The sequence below is a fragment of the Enterobacter cloacae complex sp. P43RS genome (genome assembly GCF_014930585.1).
Lineage (GTDB): Bacteria > Pseudomonadota > Gammaproteobacteria > Enterobacterales > Enterobacteriaceae > Enterobacter > Enterobacter bugandensis.
Genome location: NZ_JADBRJ010000004.1, coordinates 19,805 through 46,052, shown reverse-complemented (window position 1 = coordinate 46,052; position 26,248 = coordinate 19,805). Strand labels below are relative to the sequence as shown.

The 26,248-nt window shown below is 53.4% G+C and carries 26 protein-coding genes; 9 read left to right on the top strand and 17 right to left on the bottom strand.

What is annotated here, in order from left to right:
* Positions 1 to 182: 182 nt before the first annotated feature.
* Complete coding sequence (hpt, locus tag IM294_RS09515; RefSeq protein ID WP_032644976.1) at positions 183 to 719, top strand: hypoxanthine phosphoribosyltransferase; 537 nt, start codon at positions 183 to 185, stop codon at positions 717 to 719.
* Positions 720 to 780: 61 nt separating this feature from the next.
* On the opposite strand, the gene can is transcribed toward hpt, so the two are convergent.
* Entirely contained in the window at positions 781 to 1,443 is a 663-nt protein-coding gene (can, locus tag IM294_RS09510) for a carbonate dehydratase (RefSeq protein ID WP_014882586.1), read from the bottom strand.
* Positions 1,444 to 1,550: 107 nt separating this feature from the next.
* On the opposite strand from can, the gene IM294_RS09505 reads away from it, so the two are divergent.
* The 4 genes from IM294_RS09505 (at position 1,551) to IM294_RS09490 (ending at position 5,100) form a co-directional block, all read left to right on the top strand.
* Entirely contained in the window at positions 1,551 to 2,477 is a 927-nt protein-coding gene (locus tag IM294_RS09505) for an ABC transporter ATP-binding protein (protein ID WP_028015540.1), read from the top strand.
* Positions 2,474 to 3,244 (top strand): ABC transporter permease, encoded by a 771-nt coding sequence (locus IM294_RS09500; protein WP_023334536.1) that lies wholly within the window; start codon positions 2,474 to 2,476, stop codon positions 3,242 to 3,244. The genes IM294_RS09505 and IM294_RS09500 overlap by 4 nt, the downstream gene beginning before the upstream one ends.
* A gap of 104 nt (positions 3,245 to 3,348) precedes the next feature.
* Positions 3,349 to 3,789, top strand: coding sequence for a PTS sugar transporter subunit IIA (locus tag IM294_RS09495; RefSeq protein ID WP_126817822.1), 441 nt, complete (start codon positions 3,349 to 3,351; stop codon positions 3,787 to 3,789).
* A gap of 63 nt (positions 3,790 to 3,852) precedes the next feature.
* The gene (locus tag IM294_RS09490) at positions 3,853 to 5,100 is read left to right on the top strand and encodes a polysaccharide deacetylase family protein (RefSeq protein ID WP_126817820.1); all 1,248 of its coding nucleotides are present in this window, start codon (positions 3,853 to 3,855) and stop codon (positions 5,098 to 5,100) included.
* 1 nt (position 5,101) lies between these two features.
* Here IM294_RS09490 and IM294_RS09485 read toward each other — a convergent pair whose 3' ends face one another.
* From IM294_RS09485 to thpR, 16 genes are all read right to left on the bottom strand, one after another.
* A complete protein-coding gene (locus tag IM294_RS09485) occupies positions 5,102 to 6,184 on the bottom strand; it encodes a fimbrial protein StkG (RefSeq protein WP_047367342.1) in 1,083 nt (360 codons plus the stop codon).
* A gap of 34 nt (positions 6,185 to 6,218) precedes the next feature.
* Positions 6,219 to 6,821: a fimbrial-like protein gene (locus IM294_RS09480; RefSeq protein ID WP_074147958.1), complete on the bottom strand. Its 603-nt coding sequence runs from the start codon at positions 6,819 to 6,821 to the stop codon at positions 6,219 to 6,221.
* Positions 6,822 to 6,850: 29 nt separating this feature from the next.
* Positions 6,851 to 7,408, bottom strand: coding sequence for a fimbrial protein (locus IM294_RS09475; protein ID WP_126817818.1), 558 nt, complete (start codon positions 7,406 to 7,408; stop codon positions 6,851 to 6,853).
* A 23-nt stretch (positions 7,409 to 7,431) separates the two neighbouring features.
* Positions 7,432 to 8,010, bottom strand: coding sequence for a fimbrial protein (locus IM294_RS09470; protein ID WP_047367345.1), 579 nt, complete (start codon positions 8,008 to 8,010; stop codon positions 7,432 to 7,434).
* A gap of 13 nt (positions 8,011 to 8,023) precedes the next feature.
* Positions 8,024 to 10,603, bottom strand: a complete 2,580-nt coding sequence (locus IM294_RS09465) for an outer membrane usher protein (protein ID WP_048961414.1) — start codon at positions 10,601 to 10,603, stop codon at positions 8,024 to 8,026.
* Positions 10,604 to 10,668: 65 nt separating this feature from the next.
* Positions 10,669 to 11,406 carry a fimbrial chaperone gene (locus IM294_RS09460; protein WP_047367347.1) on the bottom strand — a complete coding sequence of 246 codons (738 nt, stop codon included), beginning with the start codon at positions 11,404 to 11,406 and terminating at the stop codon, positions 10,669 to 10,671.
* A gap of 62 nt (positions 11,407 to 11,468) precedes the next feature.
* A complete protein-coding gene (locus IM294_RS09455; RefSeq protein WP_193360345.1) occupies positions 11,469 to 12,056 on the bottom strand; it encodes a fimbrial protein in 588 nt (195 codons plus the stop codon).
* A 399-nt stretch (positions 12,057 to 12,455) separates the two neighbouring features.
* Complete coding sequence (panD, locus tag IM294_RS09450) at positions 12,456 to 12,836, bottom strand: aspartate 1-decarboxylase (RefSeq protein ID WP_003856284.1); 381 nt, start codon at positions 12,834 to 12,836, stop codon at positions 12,456 to 12,458.
* 32 nt (positions 12,837 to 12,868) lie between these two features.
* Positions 12,869 to 13,720, bottom strand: coding sequence for a pantoate--beta-alanine ligase (gene panC, locus IM294_RS09445; protein WP_008501942.1), 852 nt, complete (start codon positions 13,718 to 13,720; stop codon positions 12,869 to 12,871).
* Between the two features lie 11 nt (positions 13,721 to 13,731).
* The gene (gene panB / locus IM294_RS09440; RefSeq protein WP_045259479.1) at positions 13,732 to 14,523 is read right to left on the bottom strand and encodes a 3-methyl-2-oxobutanoate hydroxymethyltransferase; all 792 of its coding nucleotides are present in this window, start codon (positions 14,521 to 14,523) and stop codon (positions 13,732 to 13,734) included.
* A gap of 123 nt (positions 14,524 to 14,646) precedes the next feature.
* Positions 14,647 to 15,126 (bottom strand): 2-amino-4-hydroxy-6-hydroxymethyldihydropteridine diphosphokinase, encoded by a 480-nt coding sequence (gene folK / locus IM294_RS09435; protein WP_047367349.1) that lies wholly within the window; start codon positions 15,124 to 15,126, stop codon positions 14,647 to 14,649.
* Positions 15,123 to 16,520, bottom strand: a complete 1,398-nt coding sequence (gene pcnB / locus IM294_RS09430) for a polynucleotide adenylyltransferase PcnB (RefSeq protein WP_028015552.1) — start codon at positions 16,518 to 16,520, stop codon at positions 15,123 to 15,125. The genes folK and pcnB overlap by 4 nt, the downstream gene beginning before the upstream one ends.
* A 42-nt stretch (positions 16,521 to 16,562) precedes the next feature.
* Positions 16,563 to 17,453: a tRNA glutamyl-Q(34) synthetase GluQRS gene (gluQRS, locus tag IM294_RS09425; RefSeq protein WP_182035193.1), complete on the bottom strand. Its 891-nt coding sequence runs from the start codon at positions 17,451 to 17,453 to the stop codon at positions 16,563 to 16,565.
* Positions 17,454 to 17,512: 59 nt separating this feature from the next.
* On the bottom strand, positions 17,513 to 17,968 hold the full coding sequence (dksA, locus tag IM294_RS09420; protein ID WP_013095632.1) for an RNA polymerase-binding protein DksA: 456 nt from the start codon (positions 17,966 to 17,968) through the stop codon (positions 17,513 to 17,515).
* 176 nt (positions 17,969 to 18,144) lie between these two features.
* Positions 18,145 to 18,849, bottom strand: a complete 705-nt coding sequence (gene sfsA / locus IM294_RS09415) for a DNA/RNA nuclease SfsA (RefSeq protein ID WP_126817814.1) — start codon at positions 18,847 to 18,849, stop codon at positions 18,145 to 18,147.
* A complete protein-coding gene (thpR, locus tag IM294_RS09410) occupies positions 18,839 to 19,393 on the bottom strand; it encodes an RNA 2',3'-cyclic phosphodiesterase (protein ID WP_047367352.1) in 555 nt (184 codons plus the stop codon). Before thpR ends, sfsA begins: the two co-directional genes overlap by 11 nt.
* Before the next feature lie 73 nt (positions 19,394 to 19,466).
* Here thpR and hrpB point away from each other — a divergent pair, with 73 nt between their 5' ends.
* The 4 genes from hrpB to IM294_RS09390 all read left to right on the top strand — a co-directional run bounded on the left by hrpB (position 19,467) and on the right by IM294_RS09390 (position 26,230).
* Entirely contained in the window at positions 19,467 to 21,896 is a 2,430-nt protein-coding gene (gene hrpB, locus IM294_RS09405) for an ATP-dependent helicase HrpB (protein ID WP_126817813.1), read from the top strand.
* Between the two features lie 145 nt (positions 21,897 to 22,041).
* Positions 22,042 to 24,567, top strand: a complete 2,526-nt coding sequence (mrcB, locus tag IM294_RS09400; RefSeq protein ID WP_045631651.1) for a bifunctional glycosyl transferase/transpeptidase — start codon at positions 22,042 to 22,044, stop codon at positions 24,565 to 24,567.
* 333 nt (positions 24,568 to 24,900) lie between these two features.
* Positions 24,901 to 25,473 (top strand): fimbrial protein, encoded by a 573-nt coding sequence (locus IM294_RS09395; RefSeq protein ID WP_126817811.1) that lies wholly within the window; start codon positions 24,901 to 24,903, stop codon positions 25,471 to 25,473.
* A gap of 43 nt (positions 25,474 to 25,516) precedes the next feature.
* A complete protein-coding gene (locus tag IM294_RS09390) occupies positions 25,517 to 26,230 on the top strand; it encodes a molecular chaperone (RefSeq protein ID WP_126817810.1) in 714 nt (237 codons plus the stop codon).
* Positions 26,231 to 26,248 lie beyond the last annotated feature (18 nt).

Here is a 26,248-nt window from a genome sequence, read left to right as displayed (position 1 = left end):
AATAATTTGCTAGCAACTAATTATAGGTGTTAACAAGTGTGATCGGAATCACAATATTTGCTTTTTATAACTCATACGCCAGGCTTATCCATTTACTGATATAATGGCTGGCTTGCGTATCGATGCCGGAGCAAGATTCATCCGCATTGAAAGATTTTCATCAAAATCATTTGGTTAGTAATATGAAACATACTGTTGAAGTGATGATCCCGGAAGCCGAGATCAAAGCGCGTATCGCCGAACTGGGTCGTCAAATCACCGAGCATTACAAGGACAGCGGCAGCGAAATGGTGCTGGTTGGTCTGCTGCGCGGTTCTTTCATGTTCATGGCAGACCTGTGCCGTGAAGTGCAGGTACCGCACGAGGTCGATTTTATGACCGCTTCCAGCTACGGCAGCGGCATGTCCACAACCCGTGATGTGAAAATCCTGAAAGATCTGGATGAAGATATTCGTGGCAAAGATGTGTTGATCGTTGAGGACATTATCGACTCCGGCAACACCCTTTCAAAGGTGCGCGAGATCCTGAGCCTGCGCGAGCCGAAATCGCTGGCGATTTGTACGCTGCTGGATAAACCGGAGCGTCGTGAAGTGCAGGTGCCGGTGGAGTTTGTCGGTTTCTCCATCCCGGACGAGTTCGTGGTGGGTTACGGTATTGATTACGCGCAGCGTTATCGCCATCTGCCGTATGTTGGGAAAGTGGTATTGCTGGACGAGTAATTGCGGGCTGATGCCCTCACTCCGACCCTCTCCCACGGGGAGAGGGCGAAAACCCTCGGCTTTATTTATGGTTCACATGCTTAAGCTTGAGGTTGGCAATCCCCGAACGGTAACGCTGCTCCAGCGTTTCGCGGTTGGTGGCGGTGACTTCCAGATTGCGCAGCAGGCCATCGTGAATACCGTACGCCCAGCCGTGGATTGAAACCTTCTGCCCACGTTTCCACGCCGACTGCATGATGGTCGAATGCCCAAGGTTATATACCTGCTCCATCACGTTCAGCTCGCATAGCGTGTCCATGCGTCGCTCCTGCGGCATTTCGCCGAGCAGTGAACTATGTTTGAACCAGATATCGCGGATGTGCAGCAGCCAGTTATCAATTAAACCCAGTTCCGGGTTTTCAACCGCCGCCTGCACGCCGCCGCAGCCGTAGTGGCCGCAAATAATGATGTGCTCGACTTCCAGGACGTCAACGGCATACTGAACCACGGAAAGGCAGTTGAGATCGGTATGAATCACCAGGTTGGCGACGTTGCGGTGAACAAACAGTTCGCCGGGCTCAAGGCCGGTCAGGCGCTCGGCAGGTACGCGGCTGTCTGAACAGCCAATCCAGAGAAAGCGCGGGTTCTGGGCTTGTGCGAGTTTTCCAAAAAATCCGGGGTCTTCCTCCACCAGCATTTTTGACCATAGTGCATTGTTGCTAATGAGTGTATCTATGTCGTTCATGGAGGTTAGCGACCTGTAACCAAGTAATTGCGTTGCGCTACTATAGGGTAACCCGACTTTTAATGAAACCACACAACGTGTGTAAGAACTGAAGGTAAGTTAAATTCATGGCAATTGCACTGGAGCTTGAGCAGCTTAAAAAAACCTATCCGGGTGGCGTTCAGGCGCTACGCGGGATAGATCTAAAAGTAGAGGCCGGGGATTTTTACGCGCTTCTGGGGCCGAACGGGGCGGGGAAATCCACCACCATCGGGATCATCAGCTCGCTGGTGAATAAAACGTCCGGACGGGTGAGCGTCTTTGGTTACGACCTGCAAAAAGATGTGGTAAACGCCAAGCGCCAGCTGGGGCTGGTACCGCAGGAGTTCAACTTCAACCCGTTTGAGACGGTGCAGCAGATTGTCGTTAACCAGGCGGGTTATTACGGCGTTGAGCGTAAAGAGGCGCTTGAGCGTAGCGAAAAGTACCTGAAACAGCTCGATCTGTGGGAAAAGCGTAACGAACGTGCGCGGATGTTGTCCGGCGGGATGAAGCGCCGCCTGATGATTGCCCGTGCGCTGATGCACGAGCCGAAGCTGCTGATCCTTGATGAACCCACCGCAGGCGTGGATATCGAACTGCGTCGTTCTATGTGGGGTTTCCTAAAGGATCTTAATGACAAAGGCACCACCATCATTTTGACCACCCACTACCTTGAAGAAGCAGAGATGCTATGCCGCAACATCGGCATCATTCAGCACGGCGAGCTGGTGGAGAACACCTCGATGAAGGATCTGCTCTCCAAGCTGAAATCCGAAACGTTTATTCTCGATCTGGCGGCAAAAAGCCCGCTACCGAAGCTTGAAGGGTACCAGTATCGCCTGGTTGATACCTCAACGCTGGAAGTGGAAGTGCTGCGCGAGCAGGGGATCAACAGCGTGTTCTCCCAGCTGAGCGCGCAGGGGATTCAGGTTTTAAGCATGCGTAACAAAGCGAACCGACTGGAAGAGCTGTTTGTCTCTCTGGTGCAGGATAAACAAGGAGACAAGGCATGACGCATCTTTATTGGGTCGCGCTGAAAAGTATCTGGGCGAAAGAGATTAACCGCTTTATGCGTATCTGGGTGCAAACCCTGGTACCGCCGGTCATCACTATGACGCTCTATTTCATTATCTTCGGCAACCTGATTGGTTCCCGCATTGGTGAGATGCACGGTTTTACCTATATGCAGTTTATCGTGCCGGGCCTGATTATGATGGCGGTGATCACCAACGCCTACGCAAACGTGGCCTCGTCGTTCTTCAGCGCTAAGTTCCAACGCAATATTGAAGAGTTGCTGGTGGCGCCGGTGCCAACGCACGTCATCATAGCCGGTTACGTGGGCGGCGGCGTGGCGCGCGGGCTGTGCGTGGGCATCCTGGTGACGGCGATTTCGCTGTTCTTCGTGCCGTTCCAGGTGCACTCGTGGCTGTTCGTGGCGCTGACTCTGCTGCTGACGGCAATTCTGTTCTCGCTGGCCGGTCTGCTGAATGCGGTGTTCGCTAAAACGTTTGACGACATCAGCCTGATCCCGACCTTTGTGCTGACGCCGCTGACCTATCTCGGCGGGGTGTTCTACTCCCTGACGCTGCTGCCGCCGTTCTGGCAGGCGCTGTCGCATCTGAACCCGATCGTCTACATGATCAGCGGCTTCCGCTTTGGCTTCCTCGGCATTACCGATGTTCCGCTGTTTACCACGGTGGCGGTGCTGGTGGTGTTCATCATCGCCTTCTACCTGCTGTGCTGGTATCTGATCCAGCGCGGGCGCGGTCTGCGTAGTTAACCCTCTGCCCGGCGACGCTCTGGTTGCCGGGCACTTTCTTTGACGGTTATCACCGTAAGCAAACCTTCACTTCGCTAAACTACTTGCCTGCTAAGGAGAGAGTTATGCTGGGATGGGTGATCACCTGCCACGATGAACGAGCGCAGGACATGCTGGATACGCTTGAGGTCAAATTTGGCCCGCTGGCGCAATGCCGGGTGGTTAACTACTGGCGCGGGCTAAGCACTAACATGCTCAGCCGGATGATGTGCGATGCCCTGCATGAAACGGATACCGGTGATGGGGTGATTTTTCTTACCGATAAATCCGGCGCGGCGCCTTACCGCGCGGCCGCTTTGCTGAGCCACAAGCATGATAATTGTGAAGTGATCTCCGGTATCAGCCTGTCTTTACTCGAAGCCCTCTATCCGCTTCGCGCCTCATTGAGCAGCGCAGAGTTTCGGCACGCTATCGTGGCGGAGGGCCAGCCGGAGGTGAGCAGCCTGTGGCACCAGCAGCAGAAAAACCCGCCTTTCGTTCTGCTTCACGATCTGTATAAGCATTAAACATTGGTATTGATGTCGCTTTTGCTACAATGGCGACTGATTTCCCGTGTCGATTTATATCCTATGTTCATGCGCGTGTTCTTTCTCCTTTTGCTGCTGATTTCCGGCGGGGCGTCTGCCAGCCTGATAAGTCAGCAAGGGCTTCCTGCTCAATATATGCAAACCACTGAGGATGCTGCCATCTGGGCTCAGGTAGGTAACTCCGTGGTTAATGTGGGCAATATTCGCGCAGGGCAGATCATCGCGGTCTTTCCCGCGGCGGCGGATTATTACGAATTTCGCTTCGGGTTCGGTACCGGCTTTATTGATAAAGACCACCTTGAGAAAGTGCAGGGTAAGCAACGCGTTGAGGACAGCCTGGGCGACCTGAACAAGCCGCTCAGTAACCAGAACCTCATCACCTGGAAAGATACGCCCGTCTATAACGCGCCCAGCAGCGGAAGCGCGCCCTTTGGCACCCTGAGCGCCAACCTGCGCTATCCCATTCTGAATAAACTCAAAGATCGCCTGAACCAGACCTGGTATCAGATCCGCATCGGCAACCGCCTGGCGTGGATAAGCAGCCTGGACGCGCAGGAAGATAACGGCATTCCGGTTCTGACCTATCACCATATCCTGCGCGATGAGGAGAACACCCGTTTTCGTCATACCTCCACCACCACCAGCGTGCGCGCGTTCAGCAACCAGATGACCTGGCTTCGCGACCAGGGGTACACCACGCTGACGATGTATCAGCTGGAAGGCTACGTGCGCAACAAGATGAACCTGCCCGCGAAGGCGGTGGTGATTACCTTTGACGACGGCCTGAAGTCGGTGAGCCGTTACGCCTATCCTGTGCTGAAAGAGTATGGCTTCAACGCGACGGCGTTTATCATTTCGTCACGTATTAAAGGCCATCCGCAGAAGTGGGATCCTAAATCGCTGCAGTTTATGAGCGTTCAGGAAATCAAAGGCATTCAGGATGTGTTCGACATTCAGTCGCACACTCACTTCCTGCACCGCGTGGACGGGTATAAACACCCGATCTTACTGAGCCGCAGCTATCACGTGATCCTGTTTGATTTTGAGCGTTCTCGTCGCGCGCTGTCACAGTTCAACCCGCGTGTGCTCTACCTTTCTTATCCCTTTGGCGGCTATGACAATAAGGCGATCAAGGCGGCGAATGATGCCGGTTTCCATCTGGCCGTGACCACGGTGAAGGGGAAGGTGAAGCCGGGGGATAATCCGTTTTTACTGAAACGACTCTATATCTTAAGAACGGATTCGCTGGAGACGATGTCGCGGCTGATCAGCAATCAGCCGCAGGGATAAGCTATTCGTAGGTGATCTGCAACGTGCCGATAGCGCTGAACGTTCCTGAAGTGACTTTTTCTGTACCAGATTTAACCAACTGAGCCGTGAGAGACTCGCTAAATGACGGGATGATGGTGTTCCCTTTTGTCGCATAGTTGTTAGTTGAATTAGGCACCGCCAGGCTGTTGTCCGGCCACTTCAGCAACACGCCCACGCCTTTTGCCGCATTCGACGATGCGGTGTTCGCGAGTAAAGAGCCATCAGTCCCGGTTGTCTTGCTGGTGGTCAACTTCATCGTAATTTTGCGTGTGTTGGTGCAATTCCCTGACACGGTAGCAGAGACTTTTTGCGTGTTATCGTTCTCGACATCGGAAACATCATACTCCCCCAGATCTACGCTTTTAGGAGCCGTAAGAGTGCAGGTCGGTTTTTCAACAGGAACATTGAAGGCCATATCGGGTATCGTGATTAACGGACGTGGATGGTCACTTTCATCTGAGCTCCAGGGGTTACCTACGACAATATTGCCAATATTCCCGGCCACTGGACCAATCTGTGTGACGCTTGCGGGCACGCCAGCATATGAGGGTAATTGATAAAATTCCATACGGGCATACCACCATACTGCTTTAACCAGATCCGAATTATCCCCCTGATTGGCCGTTTCTACGTAACTTCCTGTAGTCGAAGGGAAAAAGGCATTAAAAGCGTTGTTGGTCGGGTACATGGCCAGCGTATAGGCGATCCCCGTTACGTTAGTTTTAAAGAGTGCTTTACCGTCCACGCCACCGACGACCAGTGTACTGTCCGTTTTCTGATAGACGCGCTCGCCATCTCTACCCATTGAGCACCAGGAGTAGAGGCCCGGAGTCACCTGCAAATCAATAAGGCCGCTTATTTTTGTTGGCGCGCTGACGCTCTCCAGGGGAACGATCTTGGGCTTTGCACCTTTGACATCCGAAATAGGCTGAACACTGTAACCATTAAATTTGCATTCATACAAATCGGCCGATGCAGAAAAACTAATTGCAAGAATTGACAAAGCAAGGCCTGCACCTTTTATGAAGAAATGACTTGTTCCGGCTCCTGCTATATAACACATTCAAAAATTCCTTATATCCGATGCTTGGTATATTTTAATTGTAAGTAACGCTGACCAGCACGCTTGTGGTAACTTTCCCCGCGCTGACAATCCCTGTGTCTTGATAACGGGCATAGAAATTATAATTTGTTAAATACTGGCTTTCGGTTTGGTTAGATACATCAAAAATAACATCTGACGTTCCTGACGCATTGACCACATTGGTATTGTCTTTTTCTGAGAAAATCACAACGCCGACGTTCTCTGCTCCTCCCCCAGAGGCGGGAATTTCATTGGCGAACACCTGTTGAGAGCTTCCGATAACTATCCCACTTTGAGGTTTAAACTCAAAATGCAGGGTTTTTGCCAGTCCAGATTCACTTTCCGCACAGCTTTTCAGCTGAATTTCGAAGCGAGTTCCCCCAGCTGCGTCACCGGGTTGTAGCCGTGGGCTGCCGTCGGAGTTATAAAACCAACCTTTGCCAACGATCGGTAAAATAACTTTGCCATCATTCGGAATACTTACCTGACACGTATTGTTGATGATGTTTGCCGTCATATCCATCTCCAGGCTCGAGGCAAAACCTGCTGCGGGAAACCCCAGACAGCAGGCGAGCCATAACATCGCACTTCTAAAGTTTAAGCGGGAGTGGAACATCCTGTTTAAGCTATCAGTCTTAATAAACATTATTGATAGGTCACGATAAAAGTCACAGGGGCGCTGACCGAACCAGTGGTCACGTCAGAAATGGTTTTATCTTTAGCAATAACGATGCGCGCATCCATTTCAAATTTTCCCGCCCCGTTAGACAGGTTGACGATAGAAATTGGGGCCGTGGCGCAGTTCAGCAGGGAACCTGAGTCGACAGAACCTTTCCAGATTTCAAAACCAACGTTATGCCCGGCTGCATATGAGTTCCCATTTTTGGCATTGCCAGTACAGGACCCGCCAGCACCCGGCGTGGCTTGAACGGAGGCATTTTTGACCCCGGCACAGTTAGTGAACGCGATTTTGAATGCCCCTGTTCGGTTCTGGCTCACCAGATCGGACTTAAATACATCGCCAAACGGCAAAATGCTAATAGGAGCCCCGCTCGCATCCTGAATCTCGGCATTACAGGTTCCTGCTTCAATGGTGGACGTAAAGGTGGCCTGAACGCTCGTCGTACCCGTAATGGCGCTCAAACAAACGGAAGGCAGGATGGCAGTCATCGCAAACACCAGTGATGTCATTTTCTTTTTCATATTAACGCTCCGTATTGCGCCAGTTATTCATAGGTGAAATTAAACGTAGCGATACCGCTAAAGTTGCCAGTCATGCCTTGCCCGCTTGCAGTTTCCACCAGCGTCGCCAGGAGTTGAACTTCGCCAGCACTTATTTCTCCGCTCGACCAGACGAGGCGCTGAGTATCAGTGGATGAATTAATGACAAAAGGGGCATCCGGAGTGGCGGTGCGGGAAATCGCCACGCCAATATTTTCTGCGCTGCCCTCACCGGAGAGTGAATTTTTAATTGCCGTATTCAGTGGGCTGGCACTACCACTAATGGTCGTGTTCAGCTTTGTCAGACTCGAAGGGCATGAGACCATTTTGAGTTTAAAATTTGTTGTTGCTTTGGCATTTTTGAGGATGATGTAATCCAGGCGTACCTTGCCGTCGGTGCCAATGGGAATAACGTTGCTGGAGCCATCACCGCTGCCACCTTCAATTTTCATATCGCAGGTGGTGTCACGGATATTAGCGGTAAAGGTAATATCGAGATTATCGGCGTATGTTCCGAGCGACAGCGCCATCAGACTCGAACTTAATACCCATAATCCTGTTTTTTTCCCAGGTTTAAAAAGCATGCTCTAACTCCTTTTATAATACTGTGATGCGGCAGGTCTGGCCTGTCAGCAGCGTTGTTGGTCCAATCTTTTTCGCATTGGGCGGAATCTGATAGGAGACAGTACAGGATGTGCCGGACTCACTTCCCCAGACGATTTTTAACAACCCTTTATCTTCAATTCCGCGAATCCAGGCTTGCCCGGCCTGGCCTACGCTACCTACGGATACGCCTTGCTCAGTTTGAACATCGGCACCAAGCGGAATAAACCCACCGTCGTCACGCGTCAGTTCCATTAACACTGAACGCCCTTGATCGGTCTCAAAATTAACCAGCACAACGGCACCGCTACGAGGGACAGTAGTGGAACGGGTATTTTTCACTTCAACGTCAGAGCGCATATCGCTGATATCAAGACCGACGTTGTTTTCACGGTAGGCAGACAGATAGGGCATAAGGGCATAGCCTGAAGAGCCAATTTCACCGTTACCGATGGAGACTCGGGCACCTTCTGCTCCCTCAGCTTTAATCAGCGCAAGCGTATCGCTTTCGCTAATGCTGCCAGGGGCGAGTGTTATGCCACCAGAGTGCAGAATCATCCCGCCGCTATAGCTGGCGGAATATTGTCGGCTATCGTCATCGGATGCGGAGACGGAAAGACTCACCGGTCCATGCGGGCCGTTATAACTCCCGTAACCGCTTAGCTGATTTAATGTATCGTCGTTACGCGTGGTGCTTTCGGTGATGCTGTAACTGAACCGGTTATCTTCGGTGTTGCCGTTGGCGCTGGCGTTAAAACTTCCACCGCCTTTTAGATCGCTGCCGATGCCCGTGGTGAGGGATGAGAACCCGCCTGCACGCTTGCCGTTACCCATCAGCGTGTCGAAAGGAATTGTGAGGCTCAGATAGACACTATCATCTTTTTCCCCGAACTCGTTGTAGGTGCGCTGCACGGAGAGGCTGTAACTTCCCCAGCTTAACGATTGACTGTGGCCAACCGAGTACTGCGCTGATGAGCTGCTTTCATTCCAGTAGTCCTGCCAGGTGGAGTTGACATACAGCGATCCCAAATCAAGGCCGTTAAAGGCCAACGGCTGGCTGATGTTCACCTGGATCTGGTTCTTCATGCGCTGGAAAGTCTGGTACACATCGCTGTTATCACGGTCAGGGTTAAGCTCCCTGTCACGGTATTTGATCTCGTTGGTCAAGGAAGCTGCATCGCTCAGGCTGAGATAGTCAGATGTCGAAAACCGGTATGCTGCTACGTTGAAAGAGGTATTCGTGGCTTCCATGAGTTTGCTGTAGGAGATACGATAACTCTCACCCTTAAGATGCCGTAAGCCGTCGATCCGGGCATCAGAATGCGTGACATCAAAGGCGAATGCGCCAATGCGGGTGTTCATAGCCAAACCCACCAATGCGGCGTAAAAATCGCTATCGGTGTACTCCAGACCCGCATAACCTGTGAAGGTATTGGTTAATCCATAATAGCCCGTGGCGTAACCTACCTTTGGCTTGTCACGTAGGTTATCGTCACGCAGTTCACCCACGCCGACATCCCATCGGGAGTAGCCCGGGCGCAGCATTTGCGCGACCGAGGAATACGCGACCGAGAAGGAACGTTTGCTGCCATCCGCTTCTTCTACAGTGACGATAAGATCGCTGCCATAACCCGTCGTACTGAGATCTGAGATTTCAAAGGGCCCCGGCGGGACGGAGGTTTCGTAAATCGTGTTTCCGCTCTGGGCGATCGTGACTTTGGCGTTGCTGTTTGCCACACCCCGAATCACCGGCGCATAAGTCGATATGCCATTAGGAAGCATACGATCATCGTTATATAAACGCGCCCCGCGCAGACTAATGGAATCGAAAGCATCTCCACGGGTGTAGGAATCTCCTGCGATAAACTGTGCTTTCAGCGGCGTGATATCACGCTGGAGATAAATGTCCTGGCTGGCGTAATGGGTACCGGAATCCCGATCCCAGTTCAGATTACCTCGTGCCCGGAGCCGCCACGGGCCCAGGTTTGCTCCATAGCGCAACCCTGCGTAGGCCGTATCGGTGCTGTAATCAGACGTGTCCGCGTGCCAGCCGTTAAGATCCCAGGAGAGCATCGCCGCCGGGATCCCGTCTTCCCAAAGTGAAGGATCGACAAATCCCGCCGGGCGCTGAATGACGAAAGCCTGGGGAATAGAAAGGTCCAACTCCTGTGTGGAAGGATCGTAAGCCACACGTGAGCCGGGATAGGCGTCTGACACAGAGATGCACGTATCTTCGGAATCATCCCCTGCTGGTTTAAGTTGCTCGGTTGCTACATTTGTCTGAGTGAGCAGTTTACGCGTGATGCAGGGCGTGGCGCGCGGTGTACCATTCTCCTTAAACACAAGATCCGTGGTAATGGAAGGTTTCCCGTTAATAACCACCTTCACCTTATACGTCCCGGCAAGAACAGGGTTGCCTTTTGAAAAACGGCTGACATCAATTGATGTACCGGTGTTATAAAGAAACTGATCGTTAAACTGCACGTCTTCTTCTTTATTATTTTCAGCAGCAAATGCACAAAACGGCAATACCGCACTTATCGATAAACATAGTAGTGAACGTTTAAACCGCATGATGTACTCTGTCCCAGAGTTAAGCTAATTATAGTTATTCCGAATGATACGAGGCGGATAAATAATCAATTCTGTATGGATTCATACTTATCAATTCCACCGAAATCATTGATGGCTTGCCAGGTGATTTTGTTATACCCCAGGGTGTTATGATTTTTTACGTTCATAGTCTGGCTTGAGAATGGCTCAATATAATGCGTTTCAATATCGTAGCTTTTAGCACCAGCAATAAGCGTTGCCCCCGCCAGTGATACATAATAAGGTGAATCATTCTTCGCACTTAAAACGATATTTTGACCTTGCCGGGTTTCAGTCCATTTAAGATTTTTAGCCGCATCTGTCGGTTCTCCTTTCAAACCTGTAGGCCGGAAAAAGAGTTTTATGCGGGTACGGAATGCCAGCTGAAGCATGCTTTGCGTATCGCTTTCCTTTGCCTTTGGCGGAACTTCCAGAACGTTAAACCAGAACAGGGATTCTTTATCTTTTGGCAATGACTGACCAAGCCAGGTGATTCTGACCGTTTGCCCTTTTTGCGGTTCTACACGCGATACAGGAGGCGTGACAATAAAGGGAAGTTTCAGCTCTTGAGGATTAGTGGTATCTCTTCCGTCATCGAGCCAGGTTTGTACCAGTAAAGGTCTGGTGCCACGGTTATCCATAGACACCGTTACGTCTTTTGCCGATTCTGGATAAATGACACGGGTGCCGGAAATCACAATATCTGCACTGGCGTTAAGAGCAAAAACGCTCACCGAGGCCAGCAGCAGGGCTTTTAATCCGCTCTTAATATTCAGTAAGTACATGTCTACTCTCAAATAATACGAAAAAATGTGCCCGGCTGGGCACATTAACAGGACGAATAAAATTATTCGTAGCTCATGGTGAAGTAAGCGTTGGCGCTAACTTTACCTGACTGCACAGGGCTAGTATCTTTCACCCAGTTGGAGCCAGGGACATAAGCAACACGGTAGAACAGTTTACCGGAGCCGGCTTTCAGGTCTGTTTTCTGCGTATTATTGTCAGGCTGGCCTACCATAATACGAGATGAAACGGTTGGGGCATTGTTAAACAGGGCAAGTGCAACGTTGGTTGCAGAGCCTTGTACGTTAGCATCGGGTTCAATAGTACCGTTCGCAATAGCGCCCATATTTTTTGACATGAAGCTTGCAGAGGCATTCTTTAATGTCTCAGGGCAATTGGTGAGCAGCAGTTCAAAGTTTTTGGAACCGACGCCAGTATCAATAGTTGTGGATTCAACTTCAGATTTTTTAACGACGGGTAAGGTAATAGTAATATTGCTTTGTGATTCACCATTAGAGGTGGAAATATTACATGTTGTGTCTGTTACCGCACCATCAAAGGTGATTAAACCAAGATCCGTATCTGCGATTGCTGAAAAAGAACCTACTGCAAACAAAGCTATAGCTGAAGCTAATAACGTTTTTTTTAACATAATTGAAATTCCATTTAAAAAACATTGTAATGATTTAATACAAGCAAAATGATGATAGGGATCTCTGTATACGTTGGGTATTTAGAATTACTAAAAGTTATAATTAGAAAAAATTAAAGATTGATAAGTCATTGAAAAAGATCTTGAAAATGATCTCAAAAAAAACACTGGGAGTTATTTTTTATTGCGTTGATATGCTATTGGCAGGCTTGGATTATTAATGGCATTGATCATTTTCCCTTCGTATATAACTGAGGGGAATGTTTATTTAAGAAAGGAGACGCGAAAAGAGAGGTGAAAATAAGAGAAATGAGTAAAGAGATGCTATTTACATAATTCAGAATGATGTGTTTTTTCCTGTTAAGGAGCGGATCCAGAGGGTTCCGCTCCTTGTTGGAATCAGGCAACCTGAACCGGAATCGCCTTTGCGGTGCGCTTCATTTCATTGTCGCCTTCGAAGTAGGCCACTTTAGGCTGCCAGCGGCGGGCTTCTTCGTCAGACATCATCACGAAGCTGGCGATGATCACAATGTCGCCCACGTCCGCACAGTGCGCCGCAGCGCCGTTAACGGAGATGATTTTAGAACCGCGCTCGGCGGCAATCGCATAAGTAGAGAAGCGTTTACCGTTGTTCACGTTCCAGATATCAATCGCTTCGTTTTCAAGGATACCCGCCGCGTCGAGAAAATCCTGGTCAATGGCGCAGGAGCCTTCATAGTGCAGGTCGGCCTGCGTGACTTTCACACGGTGAAGCTTACCTTGCAGCATTTTGCGAATCATTACGTTTACCTTTAATTATCAAGGGTGAAGAACTACGCCAGCTCAACCACTTTATTGTCAATCAGGCGTGCCTGGCCGAGCCATGCCGCCACCAGGATGACTGCGCGCTTGCTGTTCTGGGTTAATTCCAGCAGCGTATCAGCATCACGAATTTGTACGTCGTCAGCACGAAGGCCCTTATCGTTAAGCGCCTGCTCGGCAAGGGCAATAATCTCTTCTGCTGTTAACTCTTTTGCCAGCATCTGCTCTGCCATGGTGTTCATAACCTTGCTCAGGCCCGGCGCGATTTTACGCTGTTCGGCGGTCAGGTAACCATTCCGCGAGCTGAGCGCCAGACCGTCTTTCGCACGCACAATCGGTACGCCGACGATCTCAATATCGTAACCCATGTCAGCAACCATCTTGCGGATCAGCGCCAACTGCTGGAAATCTTTCTCACCGAAGCAGGCAACGTCCGGCTGCACCAGGTTAAATAGCTTGCTGACGATGGTGGAGACGCCGCGGAAGTGGCCCGGACGGCTTGCTCCTTCCAGCATGGTGGAAATGCCCGGGACGTCAACGTAGGTCGCCTCTTCGGTACCCTGCGGGTAAACGTCCGCCGGTGCAGGTGAGAAGACGATATCCGCGTGGCGTTTTTTGAGCTTCTCGCAATCTTCCTGCAGGGTGCGCGGATAGCGTGCCAGATCGTCGGCGCGGTCAAACTGCATGGGGTTCACGAAGATACTGACCACCACGATATCTGCTCGCGCACGGGCTTCGTCGACGAGCTTCATGTGGCCGTCATGCAGATTGCCCATGGTCGGGACCAGTGCGATACGTTTACCTTCCTGACGCGCGCGGCGGATATGCTGGCGAAGCAGCGGCAGGGTTTCAATGATTAGCACAACGAGACTCCTTAATGGAAACTGTGTTCTTCACCCGGGTAAACACCGGATTCAACGTCGGCAATATACTGCCTGACCGCAGCGCGCATGTCGCCCGCTTCAGTGAGGAAATTTTTGGCAAATTTCGGGATATGCCCGCCAGTAATACCAAAGGCGTCGTGCATCACCAGAATCTGACCGTCGGTCACGTTGCCTGCACCAATACCAATCACCGGAATGGAGAGTGCGTCGGTGATGCGTTTCGCCAGCTCAACCGGCACGCACTCCAGCACCAGCAGCTGGGCGCCTGCGGCTTCCAGCGCCAGGGCATCCTCAAACAGAGTCTGCGCTGCGTCGCCGCGGCCCTGCACCTTATACCCGCCAAAGATGTTGACGGACTGCGGGGTCAGGCCCAAATGACCACACACCGGCACGGCGCGTTCGGTGAGCATTTTCACCGTCTCCACCAGCCAGGCGCCGCCTTCAATTTTGACCATGTTAGCGCCAGCGCGCATCACTGCCGCCGCGTTTTCAAATGCCTGCTCTGGCGTGGCATAAGCCATAAACGGCAGGTCGGAAAGCAGAAGGCAGCCTGGCGCACCGCGGCGTACCGCACGGGTGTGATATGCAATATCTTCGACCGTGACCGGCAGGGTGGAATCATGTCCTTGTACCGTCATCCCTAACGAATCTCCGACCAGCATGACGTTGATACCCTCTTCAGCAAACAGTTTGGCGAAGCTGTAGTCATACGCGGTGATGGTGGCGAAGCGTTTTTTTTCCTGTTTGCATTTCTGCAGTAAGGAGATGGTGGTTGGTTTCATACTGTTTCCTGATAGCCCAAAAGCGAATCTTTGCGCATTCTAACAGTAACATTCGAGGGAACAATGATTTTAGGCAACCGATTAACCACAATTATTCTGGGGTCAACCGGTGAGGGAAGAGGATCACCAGCGAGCGGGTCTTTCCGCGTTCAGGTTGTCCAGAACGGCCTTGAGCGGGATGCCTTCCGGGAAGGTGAGATCGGGCGCCACTTCAAAGAGCGGCCAGAGCATAAAGCCACGATTTTTCATGTCGTAATGCGGTACGGTGAGGCGTTCAGTGTTAATCACCTCATGGCCGAACAGCATAATATCGAGATCAAGCGTGCGCGGCCCCCAGCGTTCGGCTTTGCGTACGCGCCCCTGCTGCAGTTCGATGCGCTGAGTGTTGTCCAGCAGCGTTTCGGCATCGAGGGATGTTTCCAGCACCACGGCGGCGTTCAGATAATCAGGCTGATCCTGCGGGCCTAGCGGCGGCGTGCGGTAAAAGGAGGAGACCGCCACGATACGGCTTTGCGGGATCTCACCCAGCGCCTGTACGGCAGCATTCACCTGCTCCAGCGGAGAGGCTAAATTGCTGCCGATGGCGATATACGCGAGGGTCATGCTGTCCCTTCACGACGCGGTGCGCGTTTGCGCGGACGACGATGACGGCGACGCGGGGCAGGTTCTTCATCCAGCCCGGTCAGCATATCTTTCTGCTCCGGCGGGGCGGAAACCTGGAATTCGGCCCACCACTGCGCCAGGCGCTGCAGCTCCTGATTGCGTTCAGTTTCCGCACGCAGCGACAGCAGGTCGAAGGCGGCGCGGAACTTTGGATGCTCCATCAGCTTCCAGGCACGTTTGCCCTGACGGCGGGACATGCGCAGCTGAAGCTGCCAGATGTCGCGCACCAGCGTGGTAATGCGTTTTGGGATAGCCAGCGTGCGGCACCCTTCGTCCAATACATCGTTCGCGGCCAGCGCGAAGGCATCGTAATAGGCGAGGCCGCTCTCCTGGGTGATTCTTTGAGCCGTTTCCAGCAGCGGGTACCAGAACATTGCCGCAAACAGGAATGCCGGGTTCACGCGCATATCGTTATGGATGCGGGTGTCGGTATTTTTCAGTACCTGCGCAATCATGCGTTCCATCGGGCTGTCGCCGTTTTCGGTGAAGTAACGGGTAATGGTCGGGAACAGTGGCTGGAACAGGTTGTATTCGCGCAGCAGATTGTAGGTTTCGAACCCGTAGCCGGCCTGCAGCAGCTTCAGCGCCTCTTCAAACAGGCGGGCAGGCGGCACGTCGTTAATCAGCGTCGCCAGACGCGGGATCGGCTCTGCGGTTTCCGGACTGATGCGCATGTTCAGCTTGGCGGCAAAACGCACGGCGCGCAGCATGCGCACCGGATCTTCACGATAGCGCGTTTCCGGCGTGCCGATCAGGCGGATCAGACCCTCTTTCAGGTCCTGCATGCCGCCGACGTAATCACGCACGGTGAAATCCGCCACGCTGTAATAAAGGCTATTGATGGTGAAGTCGCGACGCTGGGCATCTTCTTCGATAGAGCCGAAGATATTGTCGCGCAGCAGCATACCGTTCTGGCCGCGCTGTGACGTGGTGCGGTCGGATGCACCCGCTTCGTGGTGGCCGCGGAAGGTCGCCACTTCGATGATTTCCGGCCCAAACATCACGTGAGCCAGACGGAAACGGCGGCCAACGAGACGGCAGTTGCGGAATAATTTACGCACCTGCTCGGGCGTGGCGCTGGTCGTCACGTCGAAATCTTTCGGTTTTTTGCCCAGCAGTAAATCACGCACCCCACCGCCAACGAGATAGGCCTCGTAGCCCGCTTTATTCAGACGATAGAGTACCTTGAGGGCATTTTCACTGATATCTTTGCGGGAAATATTGTGCTGCTCACGCGGAATAACCGACATGTGTGGCTGTGCAATAGCGTCGTTCGCCATGCTCTCTTCGCGGCTTAGCACTTTACGGCAAAAATTAGCGACTCGGGTAAAAATGGTACACCTCGTAGTGTGTTTTGTTATGAAAAAAGCGGCTAATCATAGCTCAGCGCAACGCATTTGAGAATGCTGGATTTTTGGCACTGCCGCGAGCGTCCAGTTGGCAATGGCTATTTTCAGCAATTCGTCAATGCGCAGATCCTGCCATTCGTTGGTTACATTCTGGTTGAGAAATCGCAGCGCGTCGATCAAAACAGGACGCGGATCGCCGTCTGGCAGGGCCGGGGCGTGGTTTTGCTTGGAGAGCTTAACGCCCTGCGCATTGACCGCCAGCGGCAGATGAATGTAATCCGGCGCCGTCCAGCCAAACTGATGATAAAGCGAGATTTGCCGTACGGTCGGTTCGACCAGGTCCGCCCCGCGCACAATTTCCGTCACGCCCTGGAAATGATCGTCGATGACCACCGCCAGGTTATACGCAAACAGACCATCACGACGGTGAATAATAAAATCTTCACATGCCAGACGTTCATCCGCCCTAATCTCACCGGAGAGCCGATCGTGGAAGCGGGTGACGGGCGCGCGCTGTAGCAAGCGTACGGCGGCATTTTCCGGGGGAAGATTCAGCGTGCGGCAGTGGCCGTCATACACACCTCCCACGCTCTGGATACGCGCGCGGGTGCAGGTGCAGTTATAGGAGAGCCCCTGAGCGCTGAGCCAGGCCAGACGTTCCCGATAAGCCTCATGACGTTGTGACTGCCACAGAACGTCGCCGTCCCAGTGAAGACCGTAATGTTCCAGCTGACGCAGAATGGTGTCTGCAGCACCGGGAACTTCACGCGGAGGGTCAATATCTTCGATGCGGACGAGCCATTTACCCTGACTGGCGCGAGCCTGCAGGTAGCTGCCAAGCGCGGCAATTAATGAGCCGAAGTGTAATTCACCGGAAGGAGATGGTGCAAAGCGCCCGATATAGTGTGATTCAGACATATCAACAGTAACAAGGCGGGAGAGACTCCCGCCTTTGAAGTGTATAAACAGCGCTGGCGTTAGCCGGCCATCTGTTTTTCGCGGATTTCGGCCAGCGTTTTACAGTCGATGCACAGATCGGCGGTTGGACGCGCTTCCAGGCGACGAATACCGATTTCAACACCGCAGGATTCGCAGTAGCCAAAATCTTCGTCTTCGACTTTTTTCAGCGTTTTCTCGATCTTTTTGATCAGCTTGCGTTCGCGGTCACGGTTACGCAGTTCGAGGCTGAACTCTTCTTCCTGAGCGGCACGGTCTACCGGATCCGGGAAGTTAGCAGCTTCATCCTGCATATGCGAAACGGTGCGATCCACTTCATCCCTGAGTTGATTACGCCATGCTTCAAGAATACGCTTGAAGTGCGACAGCTGGGCTTCGTTCATATACTCTTCGCCCGGCTTCTCTTGATACGGCTCCACCCCAGCGATGGCGAGAATACTCAGGGACGATGTTTTACGGTTTTGCCCTTCTTGCATGTTGCTTCTCCTTAACACGCACTATCGATCCCCGTGTTGGGGGAAAAATCAGGTCGCTATAAATAGCAGATGCTTTTCCGTATGGCAATTATCTAAACGTAACACTTGACAAGCCTGTGAGGAAAAGCGTATTTGCGCACGCGGCCAGAACACTTATTCATCAATCGTCTAATCCCTTATAAGACAATGGGAAGAGACGATCTCAGAGTCATATTATCGGCAGAAAGTTCCGCTTTATAAGCTAAAACCTCTACCCCCTGCTTTTGTGCCTCATTCAACAGTTGTGCGTATTTAGGATCGATATGGCGGGCAGGGGAAAACCGTTCAATCGCTGTATGCAACACCGCAAACAGCAATACGGCGCGTTTGCCCGCCGCCGCAACACTCATTAGCTCTCGCAGATGCTTCTGCCCGCGTAGCGTTACCGCATCCGGAAAGAAGCCGTTTCCCTGTTCCGCTAACGTCACTGATTTTACTTCAATATAGCACTCAGGACGGCCTTCCGCCTGTAACATGAAGTCAATTCTGCTGCCTTCATCGCCGTATTTCACTTCTGTTTTATGCGTACCGTAACCCACCAGTTCGGGAATGGCGCCATTCGTCAGCGCTTCCTTAACCAGCTGATTTGCACGCAGAGTATTAACACAAATAAACGCCCCGTTTTGCGTTTCGGTTATTTCCCAGGTATGGGGATATTTGCGTTTAGTATTTTCTGAAGTGGAATACCAGACCGTGTCACCCGGCGCGGCGCAACCGGTCATGGCGCCGGTGTTGGGGCAGTGCAGGGTGAGCTCTTCGCCTTCCGGCGTCACCACGTCGGCGAGGAAGCGTTTGTAGCGTTGGATCAGCGTGGCGGACTGGAGTGCAGGACTAAACTTCATCGGAATTCCTTGTGGTGTCGCCCAACGTCCAGCGCTGTAGCGGCCTGTAGCGGGTGCGTCCCCGTGCAAAGACGGATTCATAAAGCGCGAATTCATTAACCGGAAAAGCCCAGTGAAAACCCGGCGGCGGAATGGCAACGGCCTGACCGGCATCGCGCAGCAGCGTGACGTGCGGATGAAACGGCTGCGGGCTCTGGTAACAGCCGCTGCGCGCTGCCTGCGCGCGCAACATATTGGCGAGCTGTAACAACCCGCGCGGCGGCTGGCGCGTACCCAGCCAGACCACGCGCGAACGCAGCCACTGACCCGCATCGTCAAGGTGCAGCGTAAACGCCGGCTGGGCAATACGCCCGGCCATGGCGGCTAATGCCCGCTGTTTTTCGGCGCTCACGTCACCCAAAAAGGCCAGCGTCAGGTGCAGGTTTGCCGCCGCAACGGGTCGGCCCGCCTCCGGTGGAAAATGTTCCGCGCGCCAGCGAACGATTTGCCGCTGTAGGGTGGTGGGCAATTCAATGGCAAAAAACAGCCGTTTCGAATCAGACATACGGGGGACTCGGTAATGATATGCGCCGATGCTACAATGTACGCCGACTAATGTTAACCCTCTGGAGCTGTTAGTGTCCTCATTGCCGGTCGCCGTCGTTCTTCCTGAGCTTCTCGCTGCCTTACAACATGCCCCGCAGGTTTTGCTTAACGCGCCTACGGGGGCTGGTAAATCTACCTGGCTGCCGCTGCAGATCCTTAAAGAGGGGAAGATTGCCGGGAAAATTATCCTGCTGGAGCCGCGCAGGCTGGCCGCGCGCAACGTGGCGCAGCGCCTGGCGGAACTGCTGAATGAAAAACCGGGCGAAACGGTAGGCTACCGGATGCGCGCCGAAACCTGCGTCGGCCCGTCCACGCGGCTTGAGGTGGTCACCGAGGGCATTCTTACCCGCATGCTGCAAAACGACCCGGAGTTGAACGGCGTCGGGCTGGTGATCCTGGATGAATTCCACGAGCGCAGCCTGCAGGCCGATCTGGCCCTCGCGCTGTTGCTCGACGTTCAGCAGGGGCTGCGCGACGATCTGCGGCTGCTGATTATGTCGGCGACGCTGGATAACGAGCGGCTACGACAGGCATTACCCGATGCGCCGGTCATCAGCTCAGAAGGACGGGCATTTCCTGTTGAGCGTCGCTATCAGCCGCTTCCTGCCCATCAGCGCTTTGACGAAGCGGTAGCAATTGCCACTGCTGACCTGCTTCGCCAGGCGCCCGGCTCGCTGCTGCTATTTTTACCTGGCGTGGGGGAGATTCAGCGCGTGCAGGAGCGGCTGGCCGCCAGGGTGGGCAGTGACGTACTGCTTTGCCCGCTCTATGGCGCCCTGTCGTTGACCGAACAGCGTAAAGCCATCCTTCCCGCCCCGGCGGGGCAGCGTAAAGTCGTCCTGGCAACCAACATTGCCGAAACCAGTTTGACCATCGAAGGCATTCGCCTGGTGGTGGATAGCGCGCAGGAGAGGGTGGCGAGCTTTGAGCCGCGAACCGGGCTGACTAAACTGCTGACACAACGCATCAGTCAGGCGTCAATGGTGCAGCGCGCGGGCCGTGCGGGGCGTCTTGAGCCGGGTATTTGCCTGCATTTGACCAGCGCGGAGCAGGCTGAACGCGCGGCACAGCAAAGCACGCCGGAGATTTTACAAAGCGAGCTCTCCGGGCTGGTGATGGATCTCCTGCTGTGGGGCTGCCCGGATCCTGAACAGCTCACCTGGCTTAATCCGCCGCCTGTCGTGAATCTCGCCGCCGCGCGCAGCCTGCTCACCCAGCTTGGCGCGCTGGAAGGTGAACGTCTGACGGCGCGCGGTCAGAAAATGGCGGCGCTGGGCAACGATCCGCGTCTGGCGGCGATGCTAGTGGCCGCGCAGGGCGAAGATGAAATTGCCACAGCGGCGAAACTGGCGGCTATTCTTGAGGAGCCGCCGCGCGGAGGCAGCAGCGATCTGGGGCAGGCGTTTTCGCGCAATCAGGGAAACTGGCAGCAGCGGGCGCAGCAGCTGTGCAAACGCCTGAACTGCCGGGGCGGTTCACCTGACGGCGATAAGATTGCCTCCCTTCTGGCGCTGGCCTTCCCGGACAGGATTGCGCGCCGCCGCGGGCTGGATGGACGCTACCAGCTGGCAAACGGCATGGGGGCGATGCTGGACAGCGATGATGCCCTGACGCGACATGAATGGCTGCTCGCGCCGCTCCTGCTTCAGGGCAGCCAGTCTCCTGATGCCCGTATTTTACAGGCGATTGCCGTAGACATAGATGCCCTGACGCGTACCTGCCCGCAGCTGCTCCAGCAATCGGACATCGTGGAATGGGATGACGCTCAGGGGACGCTAAAGGCGTTTCGGCGTAGTCAGATTGGCAAACTGATCCTCGGGACGAAACCGCTGGCGAAGCCGTCGGAAGAAGAGTTACACCAGGCAATGCTGAACGGCATTCGGGAAAAGGGCCTTAACGTCCTGAACTGGACGCCGGAAGCTGAACAGTATCGCATTCGTCTGCACTGCGCCGCGAAGTGGCTACCGGAATACGGCTGGCCCGCGGTGGATGATGAGACGCTGCTCGCGACGCTTGAGCAGTGGCTGCTGCCGCAAATGAGCGGCGTGCACTCTCTGCGCGCCCTTAAGGCGCTTGATGTTAAGACCGCGTTACAGAATTTACTGGACTGGTCATTACGTCAACGTCTGGATAGTGAGCTTCCTGGGCATTACACTGTGCCCACCGGGAGCCGGATTGCCATTCGTTATCATGAGGATAATCCTCCGGCGCTGGCGGTTCGGATGCAGGAGATGTTTGGTGAGGCAACCACGCCGTCTATTGCGGAAGGGCGGGTGCCGTTGGTGCTTGAGCTGCTCTCGCCTGCGCATCGTCCGTTGCAGATCACCCGCGATCTGGGAGCGTTCTGGGCGGGGAGCTACCGTGAAGTGCAGAAAGAGATGAAAGGGCGCTACCCCAAACACGTATGGCCGGACGATCCGGCGAATACGGCGCCGACGCGGCGGACGAAGAAATATTCGTAGTGGGGCAAGTGCGGCCTGATGCCCTCACCCCGACCCTCTCCCACGGAGAGAGGGAGAAAACCAATTTTGAGAGATTTCTTCTTTCACAGGCCTGTGGAAGAAAAGAAAATCTGGCCTTTGCGCCTGAAAGTTGCGGAGAAAAAGCATGGCGGGGAATGACCGCGAGCCAATAGGACGTAAGGGAAAACCCGCGCGTCCGGCGAAAGAAAAGGTAAGCCGTCGTCGCCTCAGAGATGAGGAGTATGACGATGACTATGAAGACGATTATGAGGATGAAGAACCCATGCCGCGTAAAGGAAAAGGCAAAGGGCGTAAGCCTCGTGGGAAGCGCGGCTGGTTCTGGCTGCTGCTGAAGCTGTTCATTGTTTTTGTTGTGCTGATCGCGATTTACGGCGTTTATCTGGATCAGAAGATCCGCAGCCGTATCGACGGGAAAGTCTGGCAATTGCCGGCGGCAGTGTATGGTCGCATGGTGAACCTTGAGCCGGACATGTCCATCAGCAAGAACGAGATGGTGAAACTGCTGCAAGCTACGCAGTATCGTCAGGTCACGAAAATGACCCGCCCGGGCGAATTTACCGTCCAGGCGAAGAGCATTGAGATGATCCGCCGCCCGTTCGACTTCCCGGACAGCAAAGAGGGGCAGGTGCGCGCGCGTCTGACTTTTGACGGCGATCGGCTGGAAACCATTGAGAACATGGACAATAACCGCCAGTTCGGTTTCTTCCGTCTTGATCCGCGTCTGATCACCATGCTCTCGTCCGCCAATGGCGAACAGCGCCTGTTCGTGGCGCGTAACGGCTTCCCGGATCTGCTGGTGGATACCCTGCTGGCAACCGAAGACCGCCATTTCTACGAGCACGACGGTATCAGTCTCTACTCCATCGGCCGTGCGGTGCTGGCGAACCTGACTGCGGGTCGTACCGTGCAGGGGGCGAGTACGCTTACCCAGCAGCTGGTGAAGAACCTGTTCCTCTCCAGCGAGCGTTCTTACTGGCGTAAAGCCAACGAAGCCTACATGGCCGTGCTGATGGATGCGCGCTACAGCAAGGATCGTATCCTTGAGCTGTACATGAACGAGGTGTACCTCGGCCAGAGCGGCGATAACGAGATCCGCGGCTTCCCGCTGGCGAGCCTGTACTACTTTGGCCGTCCGGTGGAAGAGCTCAGCCTTGACCAGCAGGCGCTGCTGGTGGGCATGGTGAAAGGGGCGTCCATTTATAACCCGTGGCGCAACCCGAAACTGGCGCTGGAGCGTCGTAACCTGGTACTGCGTCTGCTGCAACAGCAGCAGGTGATTGACCAGGAATTATACGACATGCTTAGCGCACGTCCGTTGGGCGTGCAGCCGCGCGGTGGGGTGATCTCTCCGCAGCCTGCTTTCATGCAGATGGTGCGCCAGGAGCTGCAAAGCAAGCTCGGTGATAAGGTCAAAGATCTCTCCGGCGTGAAGATCTTCACAACCTTTGACTCGGTAGCCCAGGACGCTGCAGAAAAAGCGGCGGTGGAAGGCATTCCGGCGCTGAAGAAACAGCGCAAGCTGAGCGATCTGGAAACCGCGATGGTGGTGGTTGACCGTAACACCGGCGAAGTGCGCGCGATGGTGGGCGGCGCAGAGCCGCAGTATGCGGGCTACAACCGCGCGATGCAGGCGCGTCGTTCGATTGGCTCTCTGGCTAAACCGGCGACCTATCTCACCGCGCTGAGCCAGCCGAATTTGTATCGCCTGAACACCTGGATCGCCGATGCGCCAATCTCCCTGCGTCAGCCTAACGGCCAGGTCTGGTCACCGCAGAACGATGATAAACAGTTCAGCGGCCAGGTGATGCTGGTGGATGCGTTAACCCGCTCCATGAACGTACCTACGGTTAACCTCGGTATGGCGCTGGGCCTGCCGGCCATTGTCGACACCTGGCAGAAGCTGGGCGTACCGAAAGATCAGCTGCACCCTGTTCCGGCGATGATTCTGGGGGCGCTTAACCTGACGCCGATCGAAGTGGCGCAGGCGTTCCAGACCATTGCCAGCGGGGGTAACCGCGCACCGCTCTCTGCCCTGCGTTCGGTGATTGCCGAAGATGGCTCCGTGCTGTATCAGAGCTTCCCGCAGGCTGAACGTGCCGTTCCTGCTCAGGCGGCCTACATGACGCTGTGGACGATGCAGCAGGTTGTGCAGCGCGGTACCGGTCGTCAGCTGGGGGCGAAGTATCCTGGTCTGCATCTGGCGGGTAAAACCGGGACCACCAACAACAACGTCGATACCTGGTTTGCCGGTATTGATGGCCGTGAAGTGGTGATTACCTGGGTAGGCCGTGACAACAACCAGCCGACCAAACTTTACGGGGCGAGCGGGGCGATGTCGATTTACCAGCGCTACCTGGCGAACCAGTCACCTGTGCCGCTGAACCTGGTCGCGCCGGAAGATATCGTCGATATGGGCGTGGATGGTTCCGGGAACTTTATCTGCGGCGGCGGGATGCGAACCCTCCCGGTCTGGACGACCAACCCGGACTCACTGTGCCAGCAGAGCCAGCCTGAACAGCCAACGGGCAACCCGTTCGATCAATCTTCTCAGCCGCAGCAGCCGCAGCAACAACCGGCCCAGCAGCAGAACGAGAAGAAAGACAGTGATGGCGTGGCCGGCTGGATCAAGGATATGTTTGGTGGGAATTAATTAATTCCCTGAATAAAAAGCCGCTTTAATATAAAGCGGCTTTTTTGTTTTTTACATCCTGCAATTTTTAAAAAAATTAAATATCTAATTTAGAATTTTTAAGTTCTCATTTTTTGCATCTAAAACATGCATTTGAAATCTTCTACATGTTGCGTAACTTTATCCTCTCTGGACACAATGAAGAATAATCTGATGTAATCGCCATAAGAAATTCACTGGCTCATAGGATATTCCTATTTAGTCAGTCATGTGTAACATGCTGGATAACATTTCGACTCAAAATATTTGTAGTGCGAATGGATGCCACAATTGTCAAATATAAGGATATTTTTCATGAACAAAAAAATTGTCTCTACATTTTTAGCCGGAAGCGTTATGGCCGCGCTGTCTCTGCCTGTATTTGCATCAAACGATTCCGGTACGGTGAACTTCGCCGGAAAAATTGTTGCCGATACCTGTGAAATTAACGTTGATGGCACAGGGACTAACACTTCCACCGTCACTTTCGCAGATACCTATCCTTCGGATTTTGGCGCTGACGGTACGGTTGGCACCTCAAAAGCCTTTAAGATTGAAGTGAAAAAATGTGACCCGCTGGTCGCTAAACTGAACCTCAAGTTTAGCGGCACGACAACAGACGCCGCTAACAAGCGCTTGAAGAACGATCTGACTGGCGCAGGCAATGCGACCAACGTTGGCATCATCGTCAGCAATGAGAACGGCGCTAAAGGCGATGTTGTTTTCGACGGTTCAGTACCGGATACGGGTACCGATGTGAATAACGACGCGACCGGGGCAACGGCTTCTGTCTTTAACTACACCGCGAAAGTGATTCAGGTGGGGGATACCGCGCCAACCGCGGGCCATTACTCCTCCTCTGCAACATTCGAGGTTGTCTATCGCTAAGCAATGACGGGCAGCCTGAACGGCTGCCTTTTTGGAACATTGTATGAAGACTTTATTTAAATTGTTATGTGGTTGTTTAATTATTTCCTGCTGTTCAGTACAGGCAAGTGTTGTTCTCGGTGGTACGCGAATTATTTATCCATCGAATAAATCAGAAGTTCAGATAGCACTTAAAAATAAAGATCCGCATACACGTTATCTGGTGCAAAGCTGGGTCAGTTACCCCAATGATGCGAAAGCGCCATTTATTATTACTCCTCCTGTTTACAAATTGCAGGAAAATCGTCAAACCCTTTTGCACGTTATTTTTACCGGCGATCAAAAAAGCCTGCCCGCAGACCGGGAATCTCTGTTTCTGGCAAACGTTAAATCCGTATCGGCACTCTCGCCGGAGCTGAAAGAGAAAAACACGCTGCAATTTGCGATGAAAACGCGCCTGAAGCTTTTCTGGCGTCCGGCTCAGCTGAAGGAAAGCGATGCCCTGGAAGCCTACACAAAAATCACATTCCAGCGTCAGGGCGACACGCTAATTGCAAACAACCCGACCCCGTTTTACGTCTCGTTTGGCGAGCTGGCCGTTGGTGGGAAAAGTGTTCCGGTGAAAGAGACCAAAACCACGCCAGGCGCCATTTCAATGATGGTGGCTCCGTTCAGCGAGCAGCGTTTCGCGTTACCGAATTCAGCAAAGGGCGCGGTGACCTGGACGGCAATCAATGATTTCGGTGGGCAAACCCCGCAGCGCAAGCAGGCTCTTTAAATCATCATGTTGGTATTT